The 14885-nt window shown below is 70.2% G+C and carries 11 protein-coding genes; 4 read left to right on the top strand and 7 right to left on the bottom strand.

The features are described 5' to 3' along the window. Positions 1-29: 29 nt before the first annotated feature. Entirely contained in the window at positions 30-1784 is a 1755-nt protein-coding gene (locus tag OV427_RS27050) for an Ig-like domain-containing protein (RefSeq protein WP_267859064.1), read from the bottom strand. 255 nt (positions 1785-2039) lie between these two features. On the opposite strand from OV427_RS27050, the gene OV427_RS27045 reads away from it, so the two are divergent. From OV427_RS27045 to OV427_RS27030, 4 genes are all read left to right on the top strand, one after another. Beyond that, positions 2040-2738, top strand: coding sequence for a hypothetical protein (locus tag OV427_RS27045; protein WP_267859063.1), 699 nt, complete (start codon positions 2040-2042; stop codon positions 2736-2738). A gap of 160 nt (positions 2739-2898) precedes the next feature. Further along, positions 2899-3288, top strand: coding sequence for a response regulator (locus tag OV427_RS27040; protein WP_267859062.1), 390 nt, complete (start codon positions 2899-2901; stop codon positions 3286-3288). 264 nt (positions 3289-3552) lie between these two features. Next, positions 3553-4224, top strand: a complete 672-nt coding sequence (locus tag OV427_RS27035; protein ID WP_267859061.1) for a TIGR02269 family lipoprotein — start codon at positions 3553-3555, stop codon at positions 4222-4224. Positions 4225-4230: 6 nt separating this feature from the next. After that, positions 4231-4953, top strand: a complete 723-nt coding sequence (locus tag OV427_RS27030) for a double-CXXCG motif protein (protein ID WP_267859060.1) — start codon at positions 4231-4233, stop codon at positions 4951-4953. A 5-nt stretch (positions 4954-4958) separates the two neighbouring features. On the opposite strand, the gene OV427_RS27025 is transcribed toward OV427_RS27030, so the two are convergent. The 6 genes from OV427_RS27025 to OV427_RS27000 form a co-directional block, all read right to left on the bottom strand. After that, the gene (locus tag OV427_RS27025) at positions 4959-5648 is read right to left on the bottom strand and encodes a J domain-containing protein (RefSeq protein WP_267859059.1); all 690 of its coding nucleotides are present in this window, start codon (positions 5646-5648) and stop codon (positions 4959-4961) included. A gap of 152 nt (positions 5649-5800) precedes the next feature. Next, positions 5801-6610 (bottom strand): hypothetical protein, encoded by an 810-nt coding sequence (locus OV427_RS27020; RefSeq protein ID WP_267859058.1) that lies wholly within the window; start codon positions 6608-6610, stop codon positions 5801-5803. A 25-nt stretch (positions 6611-6635) separates the two neighbouring features. Beyond that, positions 6636-9821, bottom strand: a complete 3186-nt coding sequence (locus tag OV427_RS27015; RefSeq protein ID WP_267859057.1) for a TonB-dependent receptor — start codon at positions 9819-9821, stop codon at positions 6636-6638. A 142-nt stretch (positions 9822-9963) separates the two neighbouring features. Next, a complete protein-coding gene (locus OV427_RS27010; protein WP_267859056.1) occupies positions 9964-11724 on the bottom strand; it encodes a GMC oxidoreductase in 1761 nt (586 codons plus the stop codon). Positions 11725-11736: 12 nt separating this feature from the next. Continuing rightward, complete coding sequence (locus OV427_RS27005; protein ID WP_267859055.1) at positions 11737-13899, bottom strand: patatin-like phospholipase family protein; 2163 nt, start codon at positions 13897-13899, stop codon at positions 11737-11739. Continuing rightward, positions 13896-14876, bottom strand: coding sequence for an acetoacetate decarboxylase family protein (locus OV427_RS27000; RefSeq protein ID WP_267859054.1), 981 nt, complete (start codon positions 14874-14876; stop codon positions 13896-13898). Before OV427_RS27000 ends, OV427_RS27005 begins: the two co-directional genes overlap by 4 nt. Positions 14877-14885: the final 9 nt, after the last annotated feature.

The following is a 14885-nucleotide window of genomic DNA, read 5'->3' as shown; positions in this document are numbered from 1 at the left end:
GCGCGGGCGAAGTGCCCTCCACCCGGCGACTACGGCTCCAGGCGGTTGACGCGCCAGACCCGCACGTCCGACACCTCCGCCGCGCGCACCGCCGTGGCCAGCACCGGCTGCCCCCGGCCATCCAATTCCAGCCCTCCCCGTCCCACGAGGACGTCCACGCCCGCGCGCGACACCTCGTCGAGCGACGTCCACCCGGAGCCGGAATAGCGCATCACCCTCACCTTCGCGGGCGAGCCAGCCTCCGTCCAGGCCAGCACGGGGTTGCCCTCGGCATCCAGGTCCATCGCAAGCGAGGGCGCGGCGGCGGGCGGCGGGGCCACTCCGGACGGAGACGCCATCGCGGACCAGTCGCCGGTGGTGAAGCGGTGCAGACGCACCCGGCTCTCGCTGCCCTCCACCTCGCGCCAGGCCAGGACGAACCGCCCCTGCGCGTCGACACGCAGGGTGGGCTCGCCACTGAGGCCCTGCGTCGGAAGACGGGTGCCCAGCAACTCCCAGAACGTGCCCTTCCAGCGAGCCACGGCGATGGCGCCGCGCTCATCCAGCCAGGCCACCACGGGACGGTCCTCCGCATCCATGGCGAGCGCGGGAAGACGCTGGTCCTCGTCTTCGTGCGCGCCCGGCAGGTCGGGGAACTCGACCTGTCCGTTGTCGCCAAAGCCCTCGACGAGGATGACGAATGGAGGAACCCGGCTGATGGCGTAGGCGGCGGCGACCACGCCCAGGCCCCGGGGCCCCACCGCCGCGACGGGGGACTCGCAGTTGAAGATGAAGTCGCTCGCCGGAGTCCGCCGGGGCGTGTGGTACTCGAGGTCGAGGCGCCAGCCCCCGACATCGCGGAGGTCCGAGAGCATGATGCGGTCCTCCTTCCCCATGGCGAAGGCGACGGCGAGCGAGCCGGAGCCCCCGCTGTCCACCAGGGGCGTCCACGCGCTGCCCGTCCAGCGCGAGGTCCGCGCCGCGTAGGCGCCCGTGGGCCCGCTCGCGACACGGAAGACCAGCGCGGGCCGGCCCGCGGTGTCGAGCTGGAGGATGGGAGGCTGAGCGAAGCGCTCGTTGGCCGCCGCGAGCGTCACGGCCCCCTGGGCGTCCAGCCAGCGCGGCACCGAGAACGTCCACGGCGCGGGAGGCACCACCGCGTTGCCCACGCCGTCCGTCAGCGCGTCCGTCAGCGTCACCTCGGCGCTCGCCGGGGCCACCAGGGGCTGTGCCGGCGTCAGCGTCAGCGTGCGTCCGTCCGGGGACAGGGCGACGCTCGCCTCCACGTGCTGTCCGTCCACCTTCAGCGCGAGGGAGTCCGCGGTGACGCTGGAGGGCAGCAGGGGCTCGGAGAAGTCCAGCCGGATGGCGCCGCCCGCGGCGACCTCCGCGCCGGGCGCGGGTGAGCGCTCGGTGAGGGAGGGCGGCGTCCGGTCCACCACCACCGGCTGGATGGCGCTGGTGACTCGCGTCGTGCCGCAGGTGGCGCGGCCCAGGAGCTGGTAGGTGCCCTCGGCCACGGACGCAGTGTCCCACTCGAAGGTGTACGGCGCGGTCAGCGTCGCCAGCACCAGGCCGTCGCGCATCAGGTCCACCCGGTCCACCTGCCCGGAGATGGCGAGCGCCACCGGCACCACGCCCCGCGTCGTCACCGGGCCCGTGGGGGAAAGCAGCGTCACGGACAGGCCCGTGGCGTCGCAGCTGGCGGGCGTCGGGTCCGGCGTGGGCTCCGGAGCAGGCTTGGAGCCGCCGCCACACGCGGCGAGGACGAACAGGGACAGGGGCAGCAGGTGCTTGGGGGTCATGGGGGATGGGCGCGGGGTGCGCGCAAGAGGAACGGCTCCACCGGCCTCGTGTCGCACGAAAACACGGCTCGGGCCCCGCGTCAGGAAGCGGAGCCCCTGGCGTCCTTCGCGGAGAAACGGGGGGTTCCCTTGGTCCACGGCGACGACAAAGCATACGAGATGGCCCGGAGCCTGCTGCCCTCCACCGGACGAAAGGGGGCTCGCCAGGCGCGCGCGGCCATCAGCCGGAGCACCCGGCATGCCGTCCGCGGCCGCATGAACCAGCTCGAACACGACCCCGAGCTCGCGGACGACTGTCCGGACCTCGACGCGGACTCCACGCGCAAGATGCGCCGCGTCGTGTGGGGGCGCCGTGCGCGGGACAAGGTCAACCCCTTCCAGCGCTGGGCCCGCGCCGTCACCGCGGACCTGCCGCGTGATGTACGCCTGTCGCACGTGCGAGGCGCCCTCCCCGAGGGCCTCATCGGCGAGCACGCGCTGAGCCACCTGAGCTGGGACACGCACTTCGAGAGCACCGCGGAACGGGAGCTTCGCGAGGCACGCCAGCGGGCGTGGCGGCTCCAGCGACGGTGGCGTGCCCTGGAGCTCGACCGCGGCTTGCTCGCGACGCTCCTGCGTCGGTTGCTGCTGCTGCCCGGAGGCCAGCGGGCCTTCAACGATTACCTCAAGCGCGCCTGCGCCATGTCCCGGACCCTCCAGCGCGGGCATGACGGACGGCGGCACCGGGTGTTGCACGGACCGGGTCCCATCCGTCTGCTGCTGGGCACGCACGACGTGCGGCCCTTCCTCGCCGTGCTCACCCGCCCCACCTGGGGCGCGCCGCCGACGGCCCCTCCGCCCATGCTGCCGGAGGCCCACCGGGCGGCACATGACTTCCTGCGCGCATTCCACCAGCAGCGCGGGGACCTCGCCGCCACGCTCGCGGCGCTCCCCGTGCCGCCCCTGTTCCGCTGAAACAGCGCACGGAAGGTGCCTCGCGCCGCTCCGCCTGCCTGCTCCAGCGTCTCCCTTCTCCCGACGCCCTTTCCGGACCCGCCGTTCACATTCTCGCCCTGGAGGCCCTGTCGATATAGGACGGGGCGCACGGTCGCCCATCACCAGAGTGAGGCGCAGCATGAACTTCCAGTCCAGGGTTCTCCTCATCGACGACGACGCGGACCTCCTCGACATCTACACGTGGGCCCTCGAGGAGCTGGGCTACGCGGTCACCGTCGCCCATGACGGCCAGGAGGGGCTGGAGCAGGCCCTGGTGCTGCGGCCCGACCTCATCATCACCGACGTATGCATGCCGCGGATGACCGGGCTGGAGCTGTGTCACCGCCTGCGTGCCGACGAGCGCTTGCGAAACACGCCGCTCATCCTGCACAGCAGCGAGCACGCCATGCTCGCTCCGCGCGGGGAAGTCTTCCTGCCCAAGGAAGGTGACCTGTCGCGCTTCCTGGCGCAGGTGAGACGCAGCCTCGGCGGAGGACGGGACGGTCCCTCGCTCGCCTCCGTCGCCTGACGTCCCGGGCACCGGAGGCACACCCACGGCAGCCCGGCCAGCAGGCCCTGCGCGGCCCGCCGGCCCCCACCCTGGAGGGCCTGACTCCCTTCGTGGGGCGTCTATTCCTGCCTGCTGCTTCCGGTAACCCGGTTGCAGTGGCAGGCGCACCTCAAAGGTAGGCCGTCCAAGCACGGTGTGTCCCGAACGTGCGAGTTCACACACAGGTGCCCCGTGCGCATGGGCCACCGTGGCTGGAGCCATTTCCGCTAACTTTCGCGGGCCATGCGCCTGTTCCTCGCGTTCGCTGTCTTGATCTCCGCCGTGTCCTGGCTGGGCTGCGCCACCGCCGCCAGACCACCCATGCAGCAGGTCCGGGATTCGGCGGAGCTGGAGTGCGACGAGCCAGGGGACGACCAGTGCGTCACCCTGCTCTGCCTGGGTGACGCCTGCGGCTTCTACCGCTGCGAAGACCTGCCCGGAGAAGTCGAGCTGGCACGCTTCCCGCCTTCGCGTCCGCCCGCTGCGGCCGCGGCACCGGGCATGGGTCCCCAGAGGAATTGGGGAGGTGCGCAGCACCTGCCGAAAGGCGCCGTCATGGTGTTCCCCAACTGGAACGGCGCCCATGACAGGCTCATCCCGCCGTCACGCCAGCTCACGCCCGGACATTGGGAGAAGCACCACATCTTACCCCGGGCCGAGGAGTTCTCGCTGTGGTTCGCTGGGCGAGGCATCAAGATTCACGACTACACCATGCCGATTCCGCGTGCCCTCCACCGGAGGATTCACGGGAACGACGGGCGTGGCGGGCCGTGGAACCAGGCCTGGCGGGACTTCATGAAGACGAACCGCGGAGCCACCCCCGAGGATATCTACAAGCATGCAGGGGAACTCATCCACCGCTTCGAACTCATCGGTGGCCCTGTTCAGCCCTACCATTCCCGTCCGGGAGCGTGAGGTTCGATGAGCAGGTACTTCTTGCTGGACGAGGACCAGGCGGCGGCAGCGAAGCATGGCGGGGTAGTCAACGCGTGGCACAAGCTGGGGCTGCCAGGCGTGAGGTGCCACACCTGCGGCGCCACCTGGACCGATGCGGGCCACGAGTACCCGTGCGTCGACCTGTCGCAGTTGCCAGAGCGCGGAGACTTCGAGAAGGCCAGGCCCGAGCCCTTCCCCGAGTTCGCACGCCTGCGCGAGCTGGTGCGCCCCCTGGCACCCCGGAATGCGGAGCTGCCACCCGGTACGGGCTTCGGCCCGCTGGTGGGCCGTGCCCATGGGGAGTTTGGCCCCATCGCCTGGGTGGGGGGGCTGAAGCTCCTCGTGCACCGAGCCGTGTTGGAGCGCATCCAGGCAGCGGGCGTCCGGGGGCTGCTGGGCTGTCGGACGGAGCTGCGGTTCCGTCAGAAGAACCCGCCGGAGCTGCTAGAACTCCAGATTGAGCCCCACGGCCGGCTGCACCCGGACTGCATTCCACCGGATGTTCCTCCACCGTGCGCCACCTGTGGCCGGCACGCATTCAAATGGCCGGACAGCCCCATCCTCGACGCCGCCTCCCTGCCCACGGACCTGGACCTCTTCCGCGTGGGAAACTTCGCCACGATGATTGTCGGCACCGAGCGGTTCATGAACGCCGTGCAGCACCTGGAGCTGGACGGCCTCACCTTCCGCGAGCTGCACACGCGCTAGAGCGCCTACTCCCGCTGTCCCCGCCCCGCGCGCACCGGCGCCGTCAGGCTCGCGAACGCCGCGTTGATGCGCTTCGTCTCCGCCTCGGCCACCTCGCGCAGCTTCGGCCCCAGCCCCGCCACCTTGTCCGGGTGGTACTGCAAGAGCAGCGCGTTGCGGGCCGCGCGCGCCTCCTCGAAGGAAGCCCCCGGCGTCAGCCCCAGCAGCGCGTACGGGTCCTCCACCGGCACCGGCTCCGGCCCGGCCTTCGCACGCGAGGCCCGCTTCGCCCGGTTCTTCAGCAGCCGCTCCATCGCGATGAGCTTCACGCGCGTGAAGATGGCGTCGTTGCGCTCGCGCTGCTTGAGCCGCACGTAGCCCTGCTGCGACAGCGCACTGATGAACAGCGACACGGCCTGCGACGCCAGCGCGTGTGAGTCCAGGTTCAGCGCCGGCTCACTCCGCCAGCTCAGCTTGCCATCCGCGAAGATGAACACGTCACCGGGCTGAATCGCGTCCCCCGAGACGCGCGCGAGCGCCTCGGGACTGGCGGACGCCAGCTTCACGTCCGAGGACCACGCGAAGATGCGCTCCGCCAGGTCCTGCGGGAAGGCGCTCTCCGTGCCGCCCGTGCCCACCAGGACGACGGACGTGCCCGGGCGGTGCGTGAAGCGACTGAGCTCCGTGGCGGTGCCGAAGAAGGGAACCGAAAGCATGCGCAGGACCGTGGCCGCCGATGCGCTCGCTGAAGCGCCGCGACCATGTAGCGTCCCGCGTTTGAAAAGTCGAGATGGGTCAGGAAGCGCGCACGGGCCCGGCGGAGCGCGAAGTCTCCACCGGGCCCGTTGACGAACTCACCGCATCCGTGTCACGGCTGCTGCTGTTCCGAAGGCACCTCCCCCGTGAGCACGCAGATGAGCGCGTCCGGGTCGCACTTGACGGGGAAGACGGGGTTGATGCCCGAGCCGCGCAGCCGCCCCGCGTCGTAGTCCGCGTACGGGTCGCACGCCGCCTCGTTGACGCCGCCGTCGCTCAAGCCGCACGTCACCACGGGCCAGATGCCCTTGGCGCTGTACTCCGCGGTGCAGCCGTTCTCCGTGTAGCGCAGCTCCGCGGTGAACTGCGTGCCCGGAGTCCCCGGCGAGTTGTAGATGCGCAGGTTGGACCACTCGTACGTGAAGCTCTGCGCCGCCTGGCCGGGCGGGCCGCCATCCGGCTGCGCCCCGCCGTCGGGCAGGCCCGGTGCCGTGGCGGGCACGTCCAGCCGCGCGGCCGTCAGCGTGGGCACGTTGCAGAAGTTGTCCGGCCCCGGCGCCTCGCTGGCGAACGCGCCCACCGAGTACGTCGCGTGCGTGGGGTCCGGGTCCGGCCGCGTGGCCGCGAAGTCCCGCCCCAGCTTGCCCAGCCGGGCGCTGCGCACGGCGACGCTGTCCGCCGAGCTCGGCGTCTCACTGAAGTACTTCTGCAGCCCCACGCGCTCGGGCTTGAGCCGTGCGCACTGCTGGTCCGGATTCTGTCCGGGCTTCAGGGTGTACGTCGCCGCGAAGGAGCCGGTGGAGCCGTCGATGCTCGCGCGCGCCACCACGCACTGGGGCTCCGGCTCGTCCACGCCGCACGCGAATACGGCCACGGCGGCCGTCGCCACGCCCACGCTCAATCCCATCAGTCGAAGTTTCATTGGAAGTGTCCTCTGGGGAGCGGGGCTAGAAGCTCAGCTTCGCGCCGAAGCGGATGGAGCGCGGCGCCTGGTACGCCGTGGGGCGCTTGAAGTTGGGGTTGATGTCGGACGCGCGGATGCGCGCGAGCTTCGTCCCGTCCGGGAGCACCGTGTACTCGGTGTCCGAGATGGGGACGATGCGGCAGGCGGGGTTGAGCGCATCGAGGCACGCCGACACGTCCGCCGTGGTGCCGTTCTGCTCGATGGCGTACACGCGGTTGAGCGCCAGCGTCTGGTCCACGTTGGTGTACTGCTGGAAGTTGAAGAGGTTGAACACGTCCATGGACACGCTCAGCGTGTAGTCCTTCGACAGCTTCTGGCTGATGCCCACGTGGGAGTCGACGTTGTGCACCCAGGGCAGCCGGCCGGCGCTGCCACGCGGGAGGATGAACGTCTCCGCGCCGCTGCGGCGCGGGTGCAGGCCCAGGTAGTTGAGCGGAGTGCCCGAGCGGCTCCGGTAGCCTCCACCCACGTTGAAGCTGGTGGTGTTGCTCAGCACGAACTCGCGCGCGCCGAAGGCCTTGAAGGAATGCGTGCGGTCGCCGGGCAGCGGGCCGTCGCGGTTGGTGGTGAGCGACAGCAGGTCGAAGTCGCGCGTCAGGTTGGGCGACAGCTGCCCGGTGTCCGCGCGGAACAGGCCGGAGTAGTTGCCGCGCAGCTTGGACCACGTGTAGCTGGCCTGGGCCAGCCAGCCGTTGGAGAACGCCTTCTGGTAGTACAGGTTCACCGCGTCGTAGTGGCGGCGGGCCTCCGGGAAGTCGGACGAGAAGCCCTTGCCCGGGTTGCCCAGGAAGAACGTGTTGCCGTCATCCCGGCTCATGTCCTCGATGACGTCATTGAGGACGCGCCGGGTGTACGCCAGGCCGACGCGGCCCAGCAGCAGGTCGTACTCCGCGCCCGCCATGAACTCGTCCGCGGACTGCGCGCGGATGTTCGGGTCCACCGGCACGCGGTCGCCACCCTGGGCATCCCAGGTCTGGTTGGGGCCCTCGTTGGCGTTGCCCAGGCGCTGGCGGTTGGCCGCGGTGCAGCCCGTCAGCAGCGAGTTGCGGTCGCTCGGGTTGCACGCCGGCGCGGTGTAGGTGGCGGACAGGAGCTGCTGCTGCGGGAAGGACAGGTCCGCCATGTCCAGGGGCACGTTCTCGTAGAAGCGCGCGAAGTTGACGAACAGCTTGGAGCGCCCCTGCTGGGTGAAGTCGTAGATGGCGCCAATGCGCGGCGACCACTGGTTGGGCAGGTGCAGGCCCACCTGGTCATCCAGGCCCCAGATGGTCTGCACGTCGTAGCGCAGGCCCACGTTGACCGTCACCTTGTCCAGCACGGACCAGCTGTCCTGCACGAAGCCGCCCACCGTCACCGACGTGGACGTGCCCTCCTTGCTGGCGAGGAACACCGGGGTGTCCGGCCCGGACAGGTAGCCGTACTCGTTGAGGCTGAACCAGCAGTTGCCGCTGGTGCACTCCTGCCAGGGGGTGCGGCCCGTGCGCGCGCGGTTGAGGTGGAAGCTCGCGCGCTCCGCGTCGAAGCCGGCCTTGAAGATGTGGTGGCCGAACGCCTGCGCCAGGTACGTGCCCATCACCTTGCCCTGCACGCGGTCCAGCTCCGCCTCGCTGATGGTGTTGGGGCCGCCAGTGGAATACGCGGTGACGGGGCAGTTGCGCGACTGCTCCGCGGGCGTGGCGCCGCAGACGGACGGGTCGGGCAGCGACTCGAACTCGGTGATGGAGTGCGGGGTACGCGTGCGGCGCCAGGCCAGGTTGGACTGCCCGGCCAGACCCTCGCTGGAGCCCAGCGCCGAGCCATCCGACGGCAGGGTGGAGTCGGCCTGGTGGTGCCAGCCCAGGGTGGCGTCCACGAGGAACTTCTTGTCGAAGAACGACGACTGCTGCTTCGCGACGATGTCCATGACGCTGTTGGAGCGCCGCGTGGCGATGGACTCGTAGGTGCCCTGGACGAAGCCGGTGCACGACAGGCCCACGCACACCTCGGGGTCTCCGTCGCGGCTGAAGGAGTACCTGCCGTCGCCGCCGGAGGAGCGCGGCGTGCCGAAGACGGACACCGACAGGTTGTGGTTCGGGTTGAAGAGGTACGTCAGCTTGCTGATGTACTGCACGCTGCGCTCGTCCGCGAAGCGGCTGACCTGGCTGCCCTCAATCGGCGTCACCTGACCGAAGCCGGTGGTCGGGTCCTTGCGGCGCGCGCCCACGGACGCGCAGCCGTTCGCCGGGTCCGCCTCGTCGCAGTACTCCAGCTTGCTGAACTGCCGGTCCACGCGGATGCGGTTGAAGGACGGCGCCACGCCCACGTAGAACCAGAGCTTGTCCTTGAGGATGGGACCACTCAGGTCGAAGCCGAAGTCGCCCTGGTTCCACGGGCTGCCCGTGGCGGAGACGACGCTGCCCTCCTGGCGGATTTCCGTGCCCGAGCGCTGGAAGGCGCCCGGCGCCATGGTGCCGAAGACGGAGCCGTGGAACTCGTTGGAGCCGGACTTGGTGACGACGTTGAGCACGCCGCCGGTGGAGCGGCCGTACTCGGGCATGTAGCCACCGGTGATGACGTTGACCTCCTGGACGAACTCCACCGACAGCGGCGTGCCCAGCGTGCCCACGCCCGGGTCATTCACGGACAGGCCGTCCACCACGTACTGGCTCTCCGGCGAAGAGCTGCCGCTCACGCTCACGCCATAGCGGTCCTCCGTGGCGCCCGGCGCCAGCTCCGCCAGCGACTCGAAGGAGCGCGACGCGGAGCCCTTGGTGCCCGGGCGGATGACGGCGATGTTGCGGATGAAGTCCGCGTCCACGCTCAGGCCCGCGGTGTTGCTGCCCACGTCGATGGTGGGCGGCGTGGCGGTGATGGAAATCTCCTCGCCCAGCGAGCTGGGCAGCAGCTGGATGTTGACGCGCACCGTGCGGTCCAGCCGCAGGACGACGTCGGAGCGCACGAAGGGCTCATAGCCCTCGCGCTCCACGCGCAGGGTGTACGTGCCCGGCGGCAGCTGGGGGAGCCGGTACAGGCCGCTTCCGTCCGAGACGGCGGTCCGCTCACCCTGCAGCTTCGGAGACGTGGCCGTCACCACGGCGTCCGCGAGCGACTTCTGGTCCGCCGCGTTGGAGATGGTTCCGGTGATGACCGAGGTGCCCTGGGCAAACGCCCCTGCACCCCATAGCAACATCGCGAGACATAGCCCGCGAGCGAGACCTGCACGTGTGGACAAAGCTGACTCCCCTCCAAGGTAGGGGCCGCACTCTGTCTCGAATCACGAGAAAGCAACAATACTGAAAATAACAGGCTTCACTGGGGGCATGGCCCGGGACTCACACGGAGGCCTCCGCTTCCTGGGGCGCGGGGGTGGGGGTGGACACGGGGCGTGAGCGCCCGGCGAGGAGGTGCTCGGCGAAGCGGTCCGCGAGCGCGGCGATGGTGAGGCTGGGGTTGGGCCCGGTGGGCCCGGGCATGACGGAGCCGTCCGCCACGTAGAGCCCGGGGTGTCCGTAGGCCTCGCCGGTGGCATCCACGACACCCTCCTCGGGCGAGTGGCCCATGGGGCAGCCTCCGAGCGGGTGCACGGTGATGACGCGGCTCAGGTAGCCCAGCGGGTTCTGCACCATCTTCCCCTCCAGCGCGTCGGCGATTTCGCGCATGGACTCGCGCACGCGGCGGAAGTACTCGCTGGAGCCCTTCACCCGCCAGTCGATGTCCAGCATCCCGTTGTCCGTCAGGCGCATGTGCCCGTCGGGGATGTCGCGGCCCATGGCGAGCAGCGGCAGGGACGTGGCCGAGCCGGTGCAGTCGCCCAGGACCTGCGCAATCTCCTCGCTGACGTCCGAGTCGCGGGAGAGCCCCAGCCAGCCCTTGGCGATGCGGCCCGCCAGGCGCGCGCTGCGCTTGAGGAGCGAAATCTGGTGGGCGCCCTCGTACAGCCAGTTGAAGAACTCCGGGAAGCCGGCGTCCTCCACGTAGTAGCCGCGCCCGGTGCCACCCTCCTCCTCGCCCCGGAAGTGGAGGGCGCTGGTGATGACGGGCCCCCGTCCCCCGTCCAGCACGCGCGGCAGTGGCGTGCCGGAGCTGCTGTCCCTGCACCGGAGCAGGAAGCCGAGCAGGTCCCCGTTGCCGCAGAAGCCCGTGCCGAGCCGGGCGCTGAGGGCCGGGAAGTGCCGCCGGTTCTTCAGCATCAGATAGGCGGTGCCGAAGGTGCCCGCGGACAGCACCAGCCGGTCCGCGGTGAGCGTCGTGCGGGGCAGCAGCTCGGAGGAGACCTCGCGCGGCTCGCCCTCTCGCGCGTCCGAGTGGTCCACGTACTGCACGACGTAGCCGCCGTGCTCGCCGGGCCAGAACTCCTTCACCTCGGCGAGCGTGCGCAGCTCGGCGCCGTGGCGTTTCGCGGCGGAGAGGTACGTGTAGTCGAGCGTGTTCTTGCTGCCGTAGTTGCAGCCGATGTCACACTCCCCGCACAGCCGGCACGTGGTGCGCGTGCGGCCATGGAGGTTGGGGTGCTCTTCGCGGATGGGCTCACCCGGCACCGGCGTCTCCCCGGGGTTGCCGAAGGTGACGGCCAGCGGAGGCAACTGCCAGTCCGCGCCCCGGCCCAGCCGCTCGGCGGCGAGCTTCATGGCGAGCGTCTTGGCGGTGGACGCGTAGGGCGCGTGCTCCAGCGGATAGCGCTGGGCGTTCATCATCCGCTCCACGACGTCGTAGTGCGGGTCCAGATCCTCGCGGGTGACGGGCCAGGACTCATAGCCGCCGTCGCGCAGGTCTTCGTGGACGAAGGTCTTCTCGTCCTTGCGCAGCAGCACGTTGGCGTAGATGAGCGAGCCTCCGCCCAGCCCGGAGGACACCACGCCGCCCAGGCCCCGGAAGGACCAGAGGTTGAACATGCCGTACATGCCCTGGCTCGGGTCCCAGAAGTTGTGGCGCATCGCATAGGGGCTGCGTGGGAAGGAGCCGGGCGGATACGCCTTGCCCCGCTCCAGCACGCAGACCCGCAGGCCGGCCTCCGCCAGCCGGTAGGCCATCACCGAGCCGCCGAAGCCGGAGCCCACGATGATGACGTCGTAGTGCGCATTGCCAGCGTCCATGATGTCCCCTCCTCACACGTTCGCCGTCGGCTCCTGCCCGCGCTCCGCGCCCTCGGGGGCCCGCTCGGGCTCCTCCTTCCGCGCGCGCGGCGCGTAGAGGTCCCAGAGGGTGCCCAGGAAGAGCCTGCCGAAGCGGCCCACGGCCCTGAGCCCCTCGGTGCCCTCGCGGGCCGAGCGCATGCTGGAGATGAGCTTGAGCAGCTGCCCCACGCCGAGCTTCAGCACGCCAGCGCCCACCACGGGGCCGCGTGCGTCCGGGCCCTCGTGGAGCTGCGAGTACAGGCGCGTGGTGTCCTTCCACAAGTCGGGTCCACGGTCGTCGTGGATGGTCTTCGTGCCCTCCAGGTAGTACTCCTTCCCGTTGGCGTCGAAGCGCAGGCCGTACGTCATCAGGCGCGTGTTCGGGTCATCGCCGGAGCGGAAGAGGTTGAAGTACCCCTGGCGCACGGGGAGGTCCTCGCCGAAGGGCGGGTAGCTGACGTGGGCCACCAGGCGGGCGGCGTGGGTGGCATCGCTGATGAAGGCGTCCATGTCGTCCACGCTGATGGTGCAGTGCATGGTGAAGGCCGAGTCCTTGCCCTGGTGTGCGCCGGCCACGGGGTCGGTGACGCCGAGGGCCAGGGGGCCGGACATGGTTTCGCGGAAGGTCAGGTCGGGAGCGGGTTCGGTCATCTGCGTCATCTCCGGGGTGAGGGGAAGGCCCCGGTCGCCGGCCACCGCGAGGTAGCGACAGGCGTCCGAGTAACCCATGTCGATGAGCGAGGCGGCGGTGATGTGCCCCGCGTAGAAGTCCGGGTCCAGCGGCAGCGGGCGCTCGGGCTTGATGAGGTGGACGGAGATGGGCTCGCGGTGCCCCATCACCACCTCGCCCGCGCGGATGCGCGCGTTGAGGTCATCTATCTGCGCCAGCTGGGCGAAGAGGGCGCCGTTGGCGCTCATCTCAATCATGTGGACGTACTGACGGAAGACGCCGCGCTCGTACGCGGGCGTGTTGCCGATGCACCACAGCACCCACAGCTCGTCCGCGCCCCGGCGCACGGCCTCCAGCAGGTTGGCGTCCTGAATCCACACCGAGTCCGTGTAGATGGCGCCAGCCCTTCGCACGGGCGGCATGAAGATGGGCAGGGAGATGCCCGCCACGAGCAAATCCCGGTCCACCTGCGTGTGGGGGATGACCTCGTTCGTCTTCCGGGTGAACTCGCAGACGTTGAACGTGCCCTCCATTCCTTCGTGCGCGCGGATGGCCTCCACGTCGATGCCCAGGTGCGGGAAGACGTGCTGGACGATGCCGTCCGCGTCGCCCATGGCCTCCATCTTCCAGGCGCGCAGGTACTTCTCCGGCGAGACGAAGGACACGAAGTCCTTCACCCGGAGCGTCCGCCACCTGTCACACATCTCCTTCGGAGACAGGCCGGACAGCAGCATCGCCAGGTTGATGATGCCGCCCGACGTGCCGTCGCCATGCTGGAAGGTGAGCCCCGCGTCCGAGAGCGCGCGCAGGACGCCGGCCTGCCACGCCACGCGCATGCCGCCGCCCGCGAGGATGAGCGAGCGCTTCCGTCCGCTCGCGGTGAATGGCGGCAGCGGCCGTGCATCCTCCGGCGGTCGCGCTTCAGTGATGGATGCATCCGCCACCGAAGCGCCGGGCACCACCGGCATCGGCCGGGGTCGCCCGGAAGGAGGCACACCCACTCCGGGCGCGCTCATCCCGAGCGGCTCCGTCACGGCCCCGCTCGCGGTGAGCGTCCCCGGGCGGCCGGCCACGGAGGCCTGCTGCTCACGGCGCAGGAAGGCGAGGTAGCCCAGCACCACCACGCCGGACAACAGGTCGAAGACGGCCACGGTGAGCGCGAGCGGCGAGAAGACGCCGCGCAGCACGCCCAGCGACACGGCACCGAAGGCGGCCACCTTCTGCACGCCGGCCCAGAGCACGGCCGCGCCATTCTCGCGCGGGGACTTCATGCCATGGAGCAGCAGGCTCCCGAACAGCACCATGAACATGCCTTCGATGCCGAAGGTGTGACGGCTGGTCAGGTCCGTCCCGGCGTCGAGGAGCGCGAGCAGCGTGCCGGGCATGACAATCATCCCCGCGCCGCTGACGATGGTGACCCACGCGATGGCCTGGATGACCCAGCGCCACTGCCGCTCATGGGCCTGGAGCCAGCGAACGCTCATGGATGCGCCTCCTGCTCGGACGCGTGCGGATGGGTGACCTCTTCCACCAGTTCCTGCTCCATGGTGAGCAGCTCGCCCTCGGGCGCGGTGCGCGACTCCTGCGCGGGTGCCTCGCCCGGGGGCGGCATGGGCGTCTGGCTCTGGCCCAGGTGGAAGACGCTCTCCAGGCCCTCGGGGTACGTGTCGGCGGGCAGCGCGGGCTGGCTGAGGAACCACGACTCGAAGTGGTCGTCGAGCACGCCACTCGTCTTGGGGAAGAAGCCGGTGAACAGGGGCTGGGGCGAGATTCCCAGGTCCTTCAGCGGCTGCACTCGCGGGTGGTCGCCCAGCTCGAGCCGCGCCCGGGCGCGCCGTCCCAGCCGGAAGCCGAGCTTCCCCCGGAAGTAGATGTAGCTCTTCATCAACATGCCGCGGAACGCGCAGTAGTTGGCCGCCGCCATGCGCAGGGGCAGCCACGCGCGCTTCGGGCGCTCGATTTCGATGCGCACCGCCAACTTGCCGCCCTCGTCGTAGCGGCTGCTCACCGTGCCGTCCTCGATGCGGAAGTCCAGGTTGCCCAGGTGCTTGGGCATGCCCCAGATGCCCTTGCCTCCCTTGACGGAGACCTCGGTGTTCACCGGCAGGTCCACGACGTACTGCCCCAGCCCGTACTTCTTCTGGAACAGGACTGGCAGCAGCGGGAGTGCACGGCGGGGCCCGAAGGTGCAGGCGATGGCGACGCTGAACTCGATGTACGCGCCGATGTCGGTGGTGCGGTAGTCGATGACGGTAATCATCAACACGCCCTTCTTGCGGCTGATGCGCAGCGGGTGCAACTCGTCGCCGGGAAGCAGCCGGGCTGCCTTCTCCGCGTCGATGGGGAAGGCGGCCATCAGGGCCGGCGAGTCCTTCGAGTTGATGGGCAGCTCATAGGGAATGCCGTCGACGCGCGAGAAGCGGCCGGTGGACGTGTCGATGCGTTTGGGCTGGCGGAACATGGCGGGGCT

Source organism: Pyxidicoccus sp. MSG2 (assembly GCF_026626705.1).
Classification (GTDB): Bacteria; Myxococcota; Myxococcia; order Myxococcales; family Myxococcaceae; genus Myxococcus.
Note: the sequence above shows the minus strand (reverse complement) of the source record. Positions and strands in the feature narration are given on the sequence as shown.

Bases quoted from the DNA above. Each gene is read 5' to 3' on its own strand.
- OV427_RS27050 (WP_267859064.1), bottom strand. From the start codon at position 1,784: ATGACCCCCAAGCACCTGCTGCCCCTGTCCCTGTTCGTCCTCGCCGCG.
- OV427_RS27045 (WP_267859063.1), top strand. From the start codon at position 2,040: ATGAACCAGCTCGAACACGACCCCGAGCTCGCGGACGACTGTCCGGAC.
- OV427_RS27040 (WP_267859062.1), top strand. From the start codon at position 2,899: ATGAACTTCCAGTCCAGGGTTCTCCTCATCGACGACGACGCGGACCTC.
- OV427_RS27035 (WP_267859061.1), top strand. From the start codon at position 3,553: ATGCGCCTGTTCCTCGCGTTCGCTGTCTTGATCTCCGCCGTGTCCTGG.
- OV427_RS27030 (WP_267859060.1), top strand. From the start codon at position 4,231: ATGAGCAGGTACTTCTTGCTGGACGAGGACCAGGCGGCGGCAGCGAAG.
- OV427_RS27025 (WP_267859059.1), bottom strand. From the start codon at position 5,648: ATGCTTTCGGTTCCCTTCTTCGGCACCGCCACGGAGCTCAGTCGCTTC.
- OV427_RS27020 (WP_267859058.1), bottom strand. From the start codon at position 6,610: ATGAAACTTCGACTGATGGGATTGAGCGTGGGCGTGGCGACGGCCGCC.
- OV427_RS27015 (WP_267859057.1), bottom strand. From the start codon at position 9,821: ATGTTGCTATGGGGTGCAGGGGCGTTTGCCCAGGGCACCTCGGTCATC.
- OV427_RS27010 (WP_267859056.1), bottom strand. From the start codon at position 11,724: ATGGACGCTGGCAATGCGCACTACGACGTCATCATCGTGGGCTCCGGC.
- OV427_RS27005 (WP_267859055.1), bottom strand. From the start codon at position 13,899: ATGAGCGTTCGCTGGCTCCAGGCCCATGAGCGGCAGTGGCGCTGGGTC.
- OV427_RS27000 (WP_267859054.1), bottom strand. From the start codon at position 14,876: ATGTTCCGCCAGCCCAAACGCATCGACACGTCCACCGGCCGCTTCTCG.